This window comes from Methylocapsa palsarum (genome assembly GCF_900114285.1).
Lineage (GTDB): Bacteria > Pseudomonadota > Alphaproteobacteria > Rhizobiales > Beijerinckiaceae > Methylocapsa > Methylocapsa palsarum.
In genome coordinates, this window is the sequence record NZ_FOSN01000008.1 from 1 (window position 1) to 14,229 (window position 14,229).

Here is a 14,229-nt window from a genome sequence, read left to right on the forward strand (position 1 = left end):
GGGCGTTATCTCAACAGCTTGACTGCTCGACCACATGAAACAACCGTAACCGAATGAGGCGAATTGTCAAGCTTTGCGTGAGACACTACACTAGCTTGGAGGGCGTGACCGTGACCGAGAACCAAACTCGCCGCCTTTTCCTCGCATCCGGATCCGCCGCCACCGGCCACGGCAGCGCGCCCTCAGCGGAGCTCGGCAAATCAGGGAGCAGCATCAACCCAGAATTAAGGGCGCTCGCGGCCGAACTCGATAAGACGAAAGCGTACTATCGAAACCTCGAAAAGCTCGTTTCCAGCGCGGTCGACCGGATCGCTGCGGATCGCGCTGCCGGCGCCGCTTTTCAAGAGGTCCTTAGGCTGGAGCATGAGATAGCAAAATCGGTTGCCACGAATTTCGAAGAGGCGAAGTTAAAGGCTCGATATGTTGAGCTTTACTTTGTCGATGACGCGATAACCGAATCGATCATCCGCGACCTTCTCGCGTCCTGAATCCTCGAATCTGGGAACTCCGTTGGATGGACGCCATGATAAATTTGAAGAGTCAGATTTTCTACGTCCTTTGGGAGCGTCTGCGCGAACTTGAGGCTGCTGAGGCGGAGGGTTATCGGGTTCAGAAGAGTTTGGAAGCGACACGTTCAATTCTTCGAGAATTACCGGACGTTTCGATCGCCAAGATCCCTGCGGCGAAGAAACATGATGATCGCCGGTTGAGGCTGAATTAGACGGCCGCGGCGGCGAACACCCAAAAGCGCGGGCGTTGCCATCATATCGCGGCGGCAGGCGCCGCTGAGACGCGCGGCTCGCTCGTCTGTCGTCCGGATTGACCGTTTTGAAACGGCAGCGCGAGCTGAAAAGAGCTGATGGGCGTGCGCCCGTCGCGCCGCAGGACGGCGTGCGGGAGCACCCTTAATGGCTGTACCGCCCCGCAGACCGTCCCAAATTGTTTGGTAATGAAATCGCATTAATCATAGGCGAGGAAATTTTGACGGGCGGCATCAATTCGCACTTCGCCTTTTGGCGCGCTCCGCCACTATGCGCGCCCTTAAAGTCGACCAGCTGCCGAAGCGAGACGCACGCCTTCTGGAAGACCTCAGTTTATATCGAATCGTTGCAACTTATGCGTCTATGCTCGAATGGAACGGTCGGTTTCGGCGAAAGTCTGCCGAAGCCTCCAACTTGAGCCAAGAGTAATGTCAGAGCCGGAATGGAACAGTACGACGACACCTGAGGAAGGATCGATCGTTCATGTCCTCGCCGAGGACGATTTTGGCCAATATCCCGTTCCGTTCCGGATTCTTTTTAAGGACGACCGGTGGTGGAATGCTCACACCGGAGAAGAGCTTGAGGTGTTTGTTGCAGGCTGGCGAGAAGCCAGCGATACCGATTGATCGCAGACACCCTCGCATGAGAATGGCGTCCGACGAGACGACAAAAATTTGCCATCAACTGAAACTATGCAGGCGTCAATAAAAGAGCCGCCAGCATTGCTGCAAGCGGCCCAAGTCATGGGAGGAAACGCCCAAGGAGGGCGTGTAGAACAAAGCAAGAAGCGCGCCTAGCAGGTGACAATTAGGAGATTTGTTCGCCGGCTTGGAGTGGTCCAGTCCGCTTAAAGTGGGCGAGCCGCGCGACGTCGAGGATGATCCGTGCCGCGCCGTCGCGATTATCTGCGCGTGTCAATGCCTCGATTACGGGCCAATCGGTCAACACATAGGCGGCCATGTCGATCCCGCGCCGGGCGACATCGATGAGCGCGACGTCGATCCGCTCAAGGTTCTCCGCCGGGGCGTAGTGGATCGCTGCGCCGGGTCGACCACGCATGGCGTCCCAATCGCGAGCACGAGCCAAGTAGCGCTGGAAACGCGAGCGAAGTTCTTTTTATCCCATACGGGCGGTTAGAAGCTCGTGAGGGAGAGGAAGAAAGCTGCGGTCCGTTGCCCCATGCGTTGCCCCCGCAAAAAAATAGCTCAACGGCAACAGTAGAAACTTAGCCAAGTCTTTGATATCTTTGGTGAGCGCGATGGGATTCGAACCCATGACCCTCTGATTAAAAGTCAGATGCTCTACCAACTGAGCTACGCGCTCTCTTTTGAGGTCAGCGTGAAGTAGCCGCAACGGCCGCCAGCGTCAATCCCGAAGCGGGATCGAGCGTCAGCCTTGCGCGTAATGGGCGAAGATCATCAGGCCGGCGAAGACGACGGCCGAGATCAGCGTGGTCCAGAGGCCCTTGACGAGCAGACGGGGCGCAACCGGAGCGCCCGGCTCGGTCCCCGAGACGATTTCCCCGGCCTCGTGCTGAGAACGCACGCCGAACGGCAGCACAGCGAAAAGGACGGTGAACCAGATCGTGAAGTAAATCGCCATCGACAAAGGAAGCGAGAAAGGCATGCGCGTCATCCGAAGGTTTTCTGCGCCGACCGAGCGCGGGAAGGCTGGCCGCGGCGCAGGATAGAAGGGAAACGCGGGGCGTCAAACCAGCGGCCCGGACTCTGGCCAAGGGTGGACTCCACCAAGGATGGACTCGGGCCAAGAATCAGGTCGATGCGCCGGAGGCGACGCAATTTTGAGCGAAGCCTTAACATTTCGCCTCATTTTCGCCATTGTCAGCTCTGTCTGCGCGCCTGATACTGTTCGCGATTCGGCGCGCCGCTCTCTGATGGCGCTCGCGCCAACTCCTTGAGAAGCTCGAGGATGAAAGGGTTAGAAATGCCTCAAGGCTTTCGGGGGTCGGGCCGCAGGCTGGCCTGCGCCTCGGCCGGACTGGCGCTCGCAGCTTTCGCGGCGCAGGCGATCGCCCATGAATCGCAGCAACCGGACGCGCCCTCGGTGGATCTGGCCGGCCGGCCCCGCGCGACGGCGCCGCCGCGCGAGATCGTCGCCTATTCCGGGCCCCACGCTCCCGGAACGATCGTTGTCTCGACGGAAGAGCGCCGGCTTTATTATGTCCTGCCCGGCAATCAGGCCGTCAAATATGGAATCGGGGTCGGGCGGCCGGGTTTCGAATGGAGCGGAACGCAAACGATCGTCATGAAAAGAGAATGGCCCTCGTGGTCGCCGCCGCCCCAGATGATCCGCCGGCGTCCCGATCTGCCGCGTTTTATGCCGGGCGGTCCCGCCAATCCGCTCGGCGCCCGCGCGATGTACCTCGGCGGCACGCTGTACCGCATTCACGGCTCGAACGAGCCCGAATCGATCGGCAGGGCGGTGTCCTCGGGCTGCATCAGGATGACCAACGAAGACGTCACGGATCTTTATGAACGCGTCCAGATCGGCGCGAGGGTCATTGTTCAGCGCTGAAACCGGCGAATCCCGGCGATACGCCCCTTTTGCGATCAGGCTTGTCCGGCGCGGTCGCGGCTAAGTCCCTTGGCGGCAAGCGCGGCCTCATAGGCCGCCCACATTTGCTCCCGCCGCGAGCCCAGTTCGTGCAGATACGCCCAGGTGAAAATCCCGGTTGAATGGGAATCATCGAAGATCAGCCGCACCGCATAGGTGCCGACCTCCTCGATCCCGGCGATGGCGCAATGACGCTTGCCCCCAACCGTCAGGCGCTCTTCCGCGCGATGGCCCTGGACTTCCGCGCTTGGGCTCATCACCCGCAGATATTCGGCGGGAAGATCGAAGGCGCGCCCGCCCTCGAAACTGATCCGCAGGACTCGGCCAGAGTCTTGAATGCGAAGCTCGCTTGGCCATGGCCCAATTTTTTCGTTCATCGATCTGACCTGTCCCGCAACCTTGCCGCCTGCAACCTTGTTAGCCATTTTTTGTCGTGGCGCGAACGCTTCGGCAAATGCTAAATGAAAAACGATGACGCTCTTCGACGAAACTCTCGAAACTCCCTTGGCCGACGCGCCCGCCAGACCATTGCGGCCGGGACTGACGACGGCCGCGCCGGCGCTGATCGACCCTTTCGGGCGGGAAATTTCCTATGTGCGCGTCTCGGTGACCGACCGGTGCGACATGCGCTGCGTCTATTGCATGTCGGAAGACATGAATTTCCTGCCAAAGCGCGATCTTTTGAGTCTCGAGGAACTCGACCGGCTCTGCGCCGCCTTCATCGGACGCGGCGTGCGAAAACTCAGGATCACCGGCGGCGAACCTCTTGTGCGCCGCAATATCATGAGCCTCTTCCGGTCGCTTTCGCGCCATATCGAGTCCGGGGCCCTTGCCGAACTCACCCTGACGACCAACGGCTCCCAGCTTGCGCCTCATGCGGCGGCGCTCGCGGATTGCGGCGTGCGGCGGCTGAATATTTCCCTCGATTCCCTCGATCCGCAAAAATTCCGGGCGATCACGCGTTGGGGCGACCTTAAACAGGTTCTGGCGGGACTCGACGCGGCCCAACGCGCCGGCCTCGCGGTGAAAATCAACATGGTCGCGCTCAAGGGCGTCAACGACGGCGAAATCGTCCCGATGCTGGAATGGGCGCACGGGCGCGGGATCGACCTGACCTTGATCGAAGTCATGCCGCTCGGCGACATCTCGCAGGATCGCGTCGGCCAGTTTCTTCCTCTCAGCCTTGTCGAGAGCCAGTTGGCCGAGCGCTACACGTTGCGCGCCCTTGATTACAAGACCGGCGGCCCCGCCCGCTATGTCCGCGTCGCCGAAACCGGCGGCAGACTCGGATTCATAACGCCGCACACGCACAATTTCTGCGAAAGCTGCAACCGGGTGCGCGTGACCTGCACCGGCACGCTGTACATGTGTCTTGGCCAGGAAGACGCGGCCGACCTGCGCGGGCCGCTGCGCTCGTCGGCGGCGGACGATCTGTTGAAGGACGCCATCGAAGACGCCATCGCCCGCAAGCCCAAGGGCCATGATTTCGTCATCGACCGCTCGGGCGCGAAGCCTGCGGTGGCGCGGCATATGAGCGTCACCGGCGGCTGACGCGTCGTCCCGTTGAACTTCACTCAATAACAATCCTCGGCGCGGCGCGAGCTCGGCCTGCCTCGAGTTTGTCTTTCACGAGGCGGGCAATGTCCCGGTACACCGCCGCGTGAGCGCCGTCCGGCTCGACCGCGGCGACGGGACGACCGGCGTCCGAAGTCTCCCGAATTCCCATATGGAGCGGCACTTCTCCAAGGAACGGAACCCCGTATCGATCCGCTTCATGGCGGGCGCCGCCATGAGCGAAAATATCGGACCGGCCGCCGCAATGGGGACAAAGGAAATAGCTCATGTTCTCGACGATGCCGAGCACCGGCACATCGACCTTCTTGAACATGGCGATGCCGCGCCGGGCGTCGATCAGCGCCAGATCCTGCGGCGTCGAAACAATCACCGCGCCCGCCAGCGGAACGGACTGGGCCAGAGTCAATTGCGCGTCCCCGGTGCCCGGCGGCATGTCCACAACAAGACAATCGAGCTCGCCCCAGGCGACGTCGCGGAGCAATTGTTGGATCGCGGACATCACCATTGGCCCGCGCCAGATCATCGGATCCTCCTCGTCGACCAGGAAGCCGATGGACATCGCCTTGATCCCGTAGGCCTCCAGCGGCTGGATGGTCCGGCCGGACGAGGTCGGTTTGGATTTCAGCCCAAGCAGGCGCGGCAGCGAAGGCCCATAGATATCGGCGTCGAGAATTCCGATGCGCCAGCCGAGGGAGGCGAGGGCCAGCGCAAGATTGACGCAGGTCGTCGATTTGCCGACGCCGCCTTTGCCGGACGCCACGGCGATGATGTTGGCGATTCCCGGAATAGCGATGTTGCGAGGCGCGGGCGTCTTCGGCGACGGGGCGGGCGGCGCCTCGGCGGTGAGGCTGACCAAGGCGCTGACGACCCCGCTGACCTTCCTCGCAGCGGCGTCGGCGGCGACGCGCATCGGCTCCATCGCAGCCGAAAGCTTCGGGTCGATCGCGATCGAAAGATAGACCTTCCCTTCTCGGACTGTGAGTCCCGCAATCGCTCCGGATTGTGGCAGAGGCGTCTTGCCGTCTGGCCCAGGCACGGCCTGAAGCGCCTTGAGCACGTCTTGATCGTTGACCATTTGTGAGTGAGCTCCATCCCTTCGGCGCCACGCGCCGCGCAAAACTGTTTGCGGCATATTCAAATGCCGGGCCTTGTTTTTGAAAGCAATGCAAAACGCGTCGAACGGCGGGTTTCACTTTGTCCCGCATTGAACCGACGACGACGCAACTCCGCTTTGTGCAGCCTTATCCCGTCGTATATAACCTGTCCGCCAGAGGAGCGATGCGGCCGTCGCCCCTCGATAGACCTTGGAGAGAAATCCTGTTTGCAAGCGTTTCCCGGCCTCTCGTCGACAGCGCCCGGCGCCTCATTCTAGGAGCCGCCTTCGTTCTCGCGTCATCGATCGCCGCGTCTTCCGTGAACGCCGAGGAAACCGCCCCAAAGGTCTGGACCGAGGTCACGATCGCAAGCGAAGGGTCGCGCCCGCCTTATAATTACTTCGACAATAACGAACTTGCCGGTTTTGAAATCGATCTGGGGCGCGAGCTCTGTTCACGAATGAAGGTGTCTTGTCGTTTTGTCGCGCAGGACTGGGACGGCCTCATTCCCGGCCTGCTGGCGCATCAATACGACGCGATCATGGCCGCGATGGAGATCACGGACGCCGCACGCGAAAAGATCGCATTCACCAAGCCCTATGTGCGGATGCCCTCGGCCTTCATGGCGTCAAGGGATAACGTTCCAGCCGACGTCAGCCCGGCCGGACTCGCCGGAAAACGCCTTGGCGTCGAGTCGGGCGGGCCGCATCAAGCCTTTCTGGAGGATCTCTACAAACAATCTGAAATTCACGCCTATGCCACTCTCGAAGAAGCGGTTCTGGATCTGGCCGAGAGCCGCCTTGACGCGGTCATTGGGGATAAGGACGCTCTGGACGAGTTCATCCGGACTCGTCACGAGGCGCAGAATTGCGTATTCGTCAGCGATGTCCCGCGCGACCCGGTCTATTTCGGCGATGGCGATGGCGTCGGCCTCAGAAAGAGTGACGTGGCGCTCAAGGCGATGTTCGAGAAGGCCCTCGATTCAGTGATGGAGGACGGAACCTTCGCCAAAATCAGGGCGAAATATTTCAACTTCGACATCAACTGAAACGCCCGCGCCCCGGTCCAAACCCCTATTTGAACTCTCCGGGTTGATTTGGCGGAATGACAGGGGTCGAGTTCGGGTTCGGCACTGGAGCATGTTCCGATCGGATTGAATCAATCCGATCGATAAGAATATGCTCAAGCTTTTGACTCTGGAGCGATTTCTGATCGATCGCATGACTTCATGCGATCGGAAAGCGCTCTCGCGCCGGTTTGACGATTTCCGGATCAATTCCCGGCGCTGGCTTAAAAGCGCCCTGGCTGCTGCTTCGTCCGTCGAATTGCCCTAACCCGGCAGGCGGTTTTTTTTCGGGAATGGTCTCGCTGCCGCCCGGCGCGCCAGACGCCATCTGTGCGAACGCCGGTCCAGCCAGAACGGAGGCGAGAACAAGCGCAAAATCGGCTCTCATCGATCAACTCCATGATAAACACCGATTTTTAACGCCGTCCGCCTTCCTTTCGTTCCGCTGTCTCAGACCGCGTCCCGGGACTTCTGTTTGCAATCTCCGACGCCCAGAAGCTCGCCCTCGGGAGCGGCCTCAAGGCGCCGCTCCATCTTTCTTTCTTCACGGCGGATGACATACATACTGGCGAAGACGCCGGCCACGATTGCGATGAGCGCGGCGATTCCGAGGGGTCCGCTCACGCGGTGAAGGGCGTCCCCGAACAGATATCCGCCTGTCCCCATTAAAACCGCCCAGAGAATTCCGCCGGCGGCGTTATAAAAGAGAAACGGGCTCCAGGCGTAATTGTTGACGCCTGCGAGCAGCGCCGCGAAAATCCTGAGCAAAGCGATAAACCGGCCGAAAAAGACGATTTTCGCCCCATGTTTGTTGAAAAGGTACTGGCCAAGCTTGAGCCGGCTTTCGGGCAGGTGGATGAACTGGCCGTAGCGCTGCAGAAGGTTCGCCCCGAAGGTGCGGCCGATCCAGAAGCCTATATTGTCCCCGATGATTGCGCCCGCCGCCGCGGCGGCCATGACATAGGCGAGATCGAGATTGCCGGTCGCCCCCGCATAGGCCGCGGCGAGAATCAGCGCTGTTTCCCCCGGGAATGGAAGGCCGCCGCTCTCCAGCATCACGATGAAGAAGACAGCCCAATAGCCATGCTGCGCGATAATCGAATGAAGGTCGATTGAAAACACAGAGGCTCCGGATTTCGGGACGCGGCCGAACTGCGGAGATATAGACCCACGCCGGATTTCGCAAGGCGTGGCGCAGTTTCCTCAAAGACCGCCCGTGAAGCCTCCGCTCCAAGCGCCTCATTTCCGAGCGCCTCATTTTCGAGCGCGCCAGCGCCCGCGCGCCCTTCAGGCGGGCGCGCCCTCGCCGTCGAGGAAGAATGTTCCGCGGACGAATTGAATCGGAACTGAATCGCCCGCGCGGACGCTGACCGAGGAATGGGTTTCTATCTCGACGCGTCCCGCGTGCGCGGGAATTTCGATCTCGGCCCGCCGCGTGGCTCCGTTCCGGCGAACCGCGACGATTTGCGCCTGAAGCGAGTCCGGCTGGCTGTCGCCGATCACGATGTCCTGCGGGCGCACGAACAATCTCCCCTTGCCGGACGTACCAGCCTTGCTTTCGATCCGCAGCTGATGCGCGCCGATATAGACGTATCCCGCCTCGATATGAGCCTCTATCGGCGTCGCCTCGCCGATGAACCCGTTGACGAAGGGCGTCGCCGGCTGGTCGTAAATCTCGTCCGGAGTGCCAACCTGCTCGATCCGGCCGCCGTTGAGCACGGCGACGCGGTCAGAGAGCTCCAGCGCTTCGTCCTGATCGTGCGTGACGAATGTCGTCGTATGTCCGGTGCGCTGGTGAATTTCGCGCAGCCATCCGCGCAGGTCGCGCCGAACCTTGGCGTCAAGAGCCCCGAAGGGTTCGTCGAGTAAAAGGACGCGCGGTTCGACCGCCAGCGCGCGGGCCAGGGCCACGCGCTGGCGTTGGCCGCCCGAGAGTTGAGCGGGGCGACGCTTTTCGAGACCGGTTAACTGAACGAGATCGAGCAGTTCCAGAGCCCGGCGCCGGATCTCGGCCTTCGGCGGCCGCAATTCGCGGCTTCTGACCTCAAGTCCGAACGCAATATTGTCGGCGATCGTCAGATGCTTGAACAGGGCGTAATTCTGAAACACGAAGCCGACGCGCCGTTCCTGCACCGACTTTTGCGATGCGTCCTCCCCGCCGAAAAAGATCGAGCCCGAATCGGGAATGTCGAGGCCCGCGATGATCCGCAACAAAGTCGTCTTGCCGGAGCCGGACGGACCCAGCAGTCCCATCAATTCGCCGCTCTTGACGTCGAGGGAGACGCCGTCCAGCGCCGGACGGGAGGAAGAGGCTGTAAAAGTCTTGACGATATCGACCGCGCGGACATGCATGGAAGCTTAACCCTTTTCAGTGACGGCGTGATTTTCCTGGAAGTTCATCGCCGAAACGGGATTCAAGAACTGTCTTCAGAACAAGCGTGACGAGCGCCAGCAAGGCGAGAAGCGACGCCACGGCAAAGGCGGCGGCGACATTGTATTCGTTGTAGAGAATCTCGACATGCAGCGGCATCGTGTTGGTCTTGCCGCGAATATGTCCGGAGACGACTGACACCGCGCCGAACTCGCCCATGGCGCGGGCGTTGCACAACAGCACACCATAAAGAAGCGCCCATTTGATATTGGGCAGCGTCACCCTAAGAAACGCGGTGAAGCCGGTCGCGCCAAGGGACAGCGCCACCTCTTCGTCGCCTGTGCCCTGATCTTCCATCAAGGCGATGAGTTCGCGCGCGACAAAGGGAAACGTGACGAAAACGGTGGCGAGCACGATTCCGGGAACAGCGAAAATGATTTCGATATCATGCGCCTTCAGCCAGGGGCCAAGAAGACCCTGGGCCCCGAACAGAAGGACGTAGATCAGACCCGCGACCACCGGCGAAACGGAAAACGGCAAGTCGATCAGGGTGATCAGGAAGCTTTTGCCGGGAAAACGGAATTTCGCGATCGCCCACGCCGCCGCCAGACCGAACAAGATGTTCAACGGCACGGCGATCGCCGCCACCGTGAGCGTCAGCCAGATCGCCGAGCGCGCGTCTGGCGTGCTCAATGCGGAAAAATAGGCGCCGACTCCCTTCGCGAAAGCCTCGTAGAAAACGACGGCGAGCGGAAGCACCAGGAAAAGCAGCAAAAAGATTACGGCGATGGCGATCAGCACGCCCGCCAGAACCGGCCCCTCCCCGGTCACCGGGCTGCGCGTTTTCACGTGCGCTTTCGTGCGGCCTTCGATGGTGACGGGGCGCGCTTCCGCCCAGTCGGCTAAAGTCTCAGACATAGCCAAGCCTCCTTCGGCTCCAGGCCTGGATCAGGTTGATCGCCAGCAGGATGAAAAATGAAGCTCCAAGCATCACCGTCGCGATCGCCGTCGCGCCCGCGTAATTGAATTCCTCGAGCTTCACGATGATCAGCAGCGGAGCGATTTCGGAAACATATGGCAGATTGCCGGCGACGAAGATGACCGATCCGTATTCGCCGACGCCGCGGGCGAAGGCCAAGGCGAACCCGGTCAGAAGCGCGGGCGTCAAGGTCGGCAAAATCACACGCGAGAGCGTCTGATATCGCGTCGCGCCGAGAGTCGCCGACGCCTCCTCGAGATCGAGATTGAGTTCCGCGATGACCGGCTGAACCGTGCGCACGATAAACGGCAGGCCGATAAAGACGAGCGCCACCACGATCCCAAGCGGCGTATAGGCGATTTTCCACCCAAGCGGCGCGAGCCATACGCCAATCCAGCCATTGGGCGCGTAAATCGCCGCGAGCGCGATGCCGGCGACGGCGGTCGGCAGGGCGAAGGGAAGATCGACGGCGGCGTCCAGCAGACGGCGCCCCGGAAATTCGTAGCGCGACAGAACCCAGGCGACGATTCCGCCGAACACGACATTGATTCCGGCGGCGGCGAGCGCGAGGCTGAAACTCGTTCGCAAGGCGGCGAAAGTCCGGGGCTCCATTGCGATCTGCCAGATGCCGGACAGTCCGAGGCTGCTTGCGCGAAGCACGAGCGCGGCGAGCGGCAACAGCACGATGGCGCCGAGATAAAGCAAGGTGTAACCCAGCGTCAGCCCGAAGCCCGGCAGGATGGAATTGCGTTGTGAAACAAGTGACAAGTGCGGCAAACCTTCCTAATACGAGCCGCTCGCGGCGCCTCGCCCGGACGCCTGAAACGTGCGGCGCGCGGACGACTAGAGCGCTCCGACCAAGCGGTTCGGCGAAGATAGAACTATATTTCTATCGTCTTTATGGACCATATGCCAGAGCAAATCGAATGAGCCAATGAAAAATATTATACGTTTTTTTTACGTAGAATATTTTATACCTCGTCAAATAGCGTATTTTGGGATATAGGCGAGATGGAAGAGCGCCGCGCGCCCTCGCGCCCGCTCTGCTCCGGATCGGGCGCCCCAGATCGGGATCTCTCTCCAGATTGAGAACTCATGACGCAAGTGATCTCTGCAAATCGCCTCGTTGACGGGCGCGTCGTCTATCTCTCGGCCGACGGCTCCTGGGGCGAAGCCATTGACGCCGCACGGCTGTTCGCGACGGCGAATGAAACCGAAGCCGGCCTCGCCGCGGCCCAGGAAGACGTCGCCCGCAATCTGATCATCGATCCTTTTCTCGTCGGCGTCGCGTTTAGCGGAGGCCTTTTGCGAGCGGGGTCGCTGCGCGATGAAATCCGGGCGCGGGGCCCGACGGTCGGCTATGCGCCGACATCGATCAGCGGCGCATCCGCGGCGAAACGGAGCTGATATGTATCGTTATGACGAATTCGACCAAACCTTCGTCGCCGCTCGCGTGACTCAATTCCGCGATCAGGTCGCGCGAAGACTCTCCGGTGAATTGACCGAAGAGCAATTCCGGCCGCTGAGGCTGATGAACGGGGTCTACCTGCAATTGCACGCCTACATGCTGCGGGTCGCAATTCCCTATGGCACGCTGTCGTCCCGGCAATTGCGCAAGCTCGCCTTTATCGCCAGACGCTACGACAAGGGCTATGGCCATTTCACGACGCGGCAGAATATCCAGTACAATTGGCCGGCTCTCGTCGACTGCCCCGACATCCTTGACGAACTCGCCAGCGTTGAAATGCACGCCATCCAGACCTCCGGCAATTGCATCCGCAACGTCACGTCGGACCAGTTCGCCGGCGCAAGCGCCGACGAGATCGAGGATCCCCGTCCCTACGCGGAGATTCTCCGGCAATGGTCGTCCTTCCATCCCGAATATTCGTTCCTGCCGCGCAAGTTTAAAATCGCGGTGAACGGCGCGGCCAAGGACCGCGCGGCGCTGCAAGTCCATGACATTGGCTATCAGATCGTCCGGAACAGCGACGGCGAAACAGGATTTGCGGTTTATGTGGGCGGCGGTCTCGGCCGGACGCCGTTGATCGCCCACAAGATCCGCGACTTTCTCCCTAAGGCCGACCTACTCGCCTACACCGACGCCATCTTGCGCGTCTACAATCTCGAAGGACGGCGGGACAACAAGTACAAGGCGCGCATCAAGATCCTTGTTCATGAGAAGGGTCCAGACGTCATCGCCGCCGAGGTCGAGGCCGAATTCGCGAACCATCGCGACGCGGCGCTGACGCTGCCAGAGCGCGACATCGCCCGCATCGAGGCCTATTTTGCTCCCCCAGATCTTCACGCGCGCGACGCCAGATCCGCCGTCGCCGAGGCCCGCAAGGCGAAAGATCCGGCCTTCGCGCGCTTTGCTTCTCAAAACGTCGCGCCGCATAAAACGCCGGGCTATGGGGTCGTCACCATTTCGTTGAAGCCGATCGGCGGCATTCCCGGCGACGCCAGCGCAACGGATATGGAGGTCGTCGCCAGCCTCGCCGAACGTTTTTCGGCCGACGAGATTCGCGTCGCGCACGAGCAGAACCTCGTCCTGCCCCATGTCGCGCTGGACGATTTGCCCGCCGTTTTCGATGAGCTGGCGGCGCAAGGCCTCGCCGCGGCGAACGTCGGCCTCGTGACCGATATCATCTCCTGCCCCGGCCTCGATTTCTGCGCGCTCGCCACCGCTCGCTCGATCCCGGTGGCGCAACGGATTTCCGAGCGTTTCGGAGACGGCGCGCGCGCCGATGAAATCGGCGAACTGAGGATCAACATTTCCGGCTGCATCAACGCCTGCGGGCATCATCATGTCGCGCATATCGGGATTCTCGGGCTCGAAAAGACCGGCGCCGAAGCCTATCAGATCACTCTTGGCGGCTCGGCCGACGAGAGCTGCGCCGTCGGTTCGCTCACCGGCCGCGGCTTTTCGTCCGAGGGGATCGTCGACGCCGTCGAGAAGGTCGTGGACACCTACCTGAAAATCCGCATCGGGCGCGATGAAGACTTCCTTGACGCGTTCCGGCGCGTCGGGATGAAGCCGTTCAAGGAGGCGCTCTATGCCAGCGAATGAGGGCGCGCGCTGGACCGAAGCGGAAGCCGCCCGCCGCTCGGCCGAGTTGAGTTCGCTCGAGCCGCGCGAGATCATCCGCCGCGCCATCGAGGAATTTTTCCCCGGCAAAATCGCCCTTGTGTCAAGCTTCGGCGCGGAATCGTCGGTTCTGCTGCACATGGTCAGCCAGATCGACAAGAGCGCGCCGGTGCTGTTCATCGATACAAAGGTTCTATTTCCGGAAACGCTCGATTATTGCGACCGGCTCGTCGCCCATCTCGACCTTCGCAATGTGAAGGTCATCAGGCCGGATGAACTCAGGCTCGCCGAGCAGGATCCCGAAGACTTCCTCTGGTCCAGCGATCCGGATCGCTGCTGCGAAATCAGAAAGGTCGAGCCGCTCGCCAAAGCCCTCGAAGGATATGACGCCTGGATCACCGGCCGCAAAAGATTTCAGGCGCAGACGCGAGCGAGCCTTCCCTTGTTCGAAAACGATGAGGGGCGCGTCAAGATCAATCCGCTCGCCGGATGGACCGCAAGCGCGCTACTGAGCTATATCGACGTGAACGGCCTGCCCCGACATCCCCTGGTGGCCAAAAACTTTCCTTCCATCGGCTGCATCCCGTGCACGTCGCCGGTCAAGCCCGGGGAGGACAGCCGGGCCGGACGCTGGCGTGGGCGCGGCAAACTGGAATGCGGCCTGCATAGTTCGACGCTGGTCGCGCCCGCGGTCGAATAGCAACAGCCGTCCCGCACGGGGCGC

General features: G+C 61.1%; 18 protein-coding genes and 1 tRNA gene. 9 read left to right on the forward strand and 10 right to left on the reverse strand.

Annotation, left to right across the window (positions count from 1 at the left end; genetic code table 11):
- Positions 1-110: 110 nt before the first annotated feature.
- The 3 genes from BM177_RS10160 to BM177_RS10170 all read left to right on the forward strand — a co-directional run bounded on the left by BM177_RS10160 (position 111) and on the right by BM177_RS10170 (position 1,387).
- Positions 111-488, forward strand: a complete 378-nt coding sequence (locus BM177_RS10160) for a hypothetical protein (protein WP_175492563.1) — start codon at positions 111-113, stop codon at positions 486-488.
- Between the two features lie 26 nt (positions 489-514).
- The gene (locus BM177_RS10165; RefSeq protein WP_091681855.1) at positions 515-721 is read left to right on the forward strand and encodes a hypothetical protein; all 207 of its coding nucleotides are present in this window, start codon (positions 515-517) and stop codon (positions 719-721) included.
- A 468-nt stretch (positions 722-1,189) separates the two neighbouring features.
- Positions 1,190-1,387, forward strand: a complete 198-nt coding sequence (locus BM177_RS10170; protein ID WP_091681858.1) for a hypothetical protein — start codon at positions 1,190-1,192, stop codon at positions 1,385-1,387.
- A 181-nt stretch (positions 1,388-1,568) separates the two neighbouring features.
- Here the strand turns inward: BM177_RS10170 and BM177_RS10175 are convergent, their stop codons facing one another.
- The 3 genes from BM177_RS10175 to BM177_RS10185 all read right to left on the reverse strand — a co-directional run bounded on the left by BM177_RS10175 (position 1,569) and on the right by BM177_RS10185 (position 2,387).
- Positions 1,569-1,820: a phospholipase D-like domain-containing protein gene (locus BM177_RS10175; protein WP_091681861.1), complete on the reverse strand. Its 252-nt coding sequence runs from the start codon at positions 1,818-1,820 to the stop codon at positions 1,569-1,571.
- Between the two features lie 188 nt (positions 1,821-2,008).
- Positions 2,009-2,084: transfer RNA gene (locus BM177_RS10180), tRNA-Lys, on the reverse strand.
- A gap of 66 nt (positions 2,085-2,150) precedes the next feature.
- Positions 2,151-2,387, reverse strand: coding sequence for a DUF1467 family protein (locus tag BM177_RS10185; RefSeq protein ID WP_091682200.1), 237 nt, complete (start codon positions 2,385-2,387; stop codon positions 2,151-2,153).
- A gap of 303 nt (positions 2,388-2,690) precedes the next feature.
- On the opposite strand from BM177_RS10185, the gene BM177_RS10190 reads away from it, so the two are divergent.
- Positions 2,691-3,296 carry a L,D-transpeptidase gene (locus BM177_RS10190; RefSeq protein WP_425284389.1) on the forward strand — a complete coding sequence of 202 codons (606 nt, stop codon included), beginning with the start codon at positions 2,691-2,693 and terminating at the stop codon, positions 3,294-3,296.
- Between the two features lie 35 nt (positions 3,297-3,331).
- Here BM177_RS10190 and BM177_RS10195 read toward each other — a convergent pair whose 3' ends face one another.
- A complete protein-coding gene (locus BM177_RS10195; protein WP_091682201.1) occupies positions 3,332-3,712 on the reverse strand; it encodes a gamma-butyrobetaine hydroxylase family protein in 381 nt (126 codons plus the stop codon).
- A gap of 94 nt (positions 3,713-3,806) precedes the next feature.
- Here BM177_RS10195 and moaA point away from each other — a divergent pair, with 94 nt between their 5' ends.
- Entirely contained in the window at positions 3,807-4,886 is a 1,080-nt protein-coding gene (gene moaA, locus BM177_RS10200; RefSeq protein WP_091681867.1) for a GTP 3',8-cyclase MoaA, read from the forward strand.
- Positions 4,887-4,905: 19 nt separating this feature from the next.
- Here the strand turns inward: moaA and BM177_RS10205 are convergent, their stop codons facing one another.
- Positions 4,906-5,985, reverse strand: coding sequence for an Mrp/NBP35 family ATP-binding protein (locus BM177_RS10205; RefSeq protein WP_091681869.1), 1,080 nt, complete (start codon positions 5,983-5,985; stop codon positions 4,906-4,908).
- Positions 5,986-6,188: 203 nt separating this feature from the next.
- Between BM177_RS10205 and BM177_RS10210 the strand changes: the two genes are divergently transcribed.
- Positions 6,189-7,052 (forward strand): ABC transporter substrate-binding protein, encoded by an 864-nt coding sequence (locus tag BM177_RS10210; RefSeq protein ID WP_091682204.1) that lies wholly within the window; start codon positions 6,189-6,191, stop codon positions 7,050-7,052.
- A 178-nt stretch (positions 7,053-7,230) separates the two neighbouring features.
- Here the strand turns inward: BM177_RS10210 and BM177_RS10215 are convergent, their stop codons facing one another.
- From BM177_RS10215 to cysT, 5 genes are all read right to left on the reverse strand, one after another.
- Positions 7,231-7,458, reverse strand: coding sequence for a hypothetical protein (locus BM177_RS10215; RefSeq protein ID WP_091681871.1), 228 nt, complete (start codon positions 7,456-7,458; stop codon positions 7,231-7,233).
- 62 nt (positions 7,459-7,520) lie between these two features.
- Positions 7,521-8,192 (reverse strand): DedA family protein, encoded by a 672-nt coding sequence (locus BM177_RS10220; RefSeq protein ID WP_244532250.1) that lies wholly within the window; start codon positions 8,190-8,192, stop codon positions 7,521-7,523.
- Between the two features lie 165 nt (positions 8,193-8,357).
- Entirely contained in the window at positions 8,358-9,422 is a 1,065-nt protein-coding gene (locus BM177_RS10225) for a sulfate/molybdate ABC transporter ATP-binding protein (protein ID WP_091681874.1), read from the reverse strand.
- A 16-nt stretch (positions 9,423-9,438) separates the two neighbouring features.
- On the reverse strand, positions 9,439-10,359 hold the full coding sequence (gene cysW / locus BM177_RS10230) for a sulfate ABC transporter permease subunit CysW (protein ID WP_091681876.1): 921 nt from the start codon (positions 10,357-10,359) through the stop codon (positions 9,439-9,441).
- Positions 10,352-11,188, reverse strand: coding sequence for a sulfate ABC transporter permease subunit CysT (gene cysT, locus BM177_RS10235; RefSeq protein ID WP_244532251.1), 837 nt, complete (start codon positions 11,186-11,188; stop codon positions 10,352-10,354). The genes cysW and cysT overlap by 8 nt, the downstream gene beginning before the upstream one ends.
- Before the next feature lie 327 nt (positions 11,189-11,515).
- On the opposite strand from cysT, the gene BM177_RS10240 reads away from it, so the two are divergent.
- The 3 genes from BM177_RS10240 to BM177_RS10250 are packed head-to-tail and all read left to right on the forward strand — an operon-like array spanning position 11,516 to position 14,205.
- Positions 11,516-11,827: a DUF2849 domain-containing protein gene (locus tag BM177_RS10240; RefSeq protein WP_091681880.1), complete on the forward strand. Its 312-nt coding sequence runs from the start codon at positions 11,516-11,518 to the stop codon at positions 11,825-11,827.
- A 1-nt stretch (position 11,828) separates the two neighbouring features.
- Entirely contained in the window at positions 11,829-13,487 is a 1,659-nt protein-coding gene (locus BM177_RS10245; RefSeq protein WP_091681882.1) for a nitrite/sulfite reductase, read from the forward strand.
- Entirely contained in the window at positions 13,474-14,205 is a 732-nt protein-coding gene (locus BM177_RS10250; protein ID WP_091681885.1) for a phosphoadenylyl-sulfate reductase, read from the forward strand. The genes BM177_RS10245 and BM177_RS10250 overlap by 14 nt, the downstream gene beginning before the upstream one ends.
- Positions 14,206-14,229 lie beyond the last annotated feature (24 nt).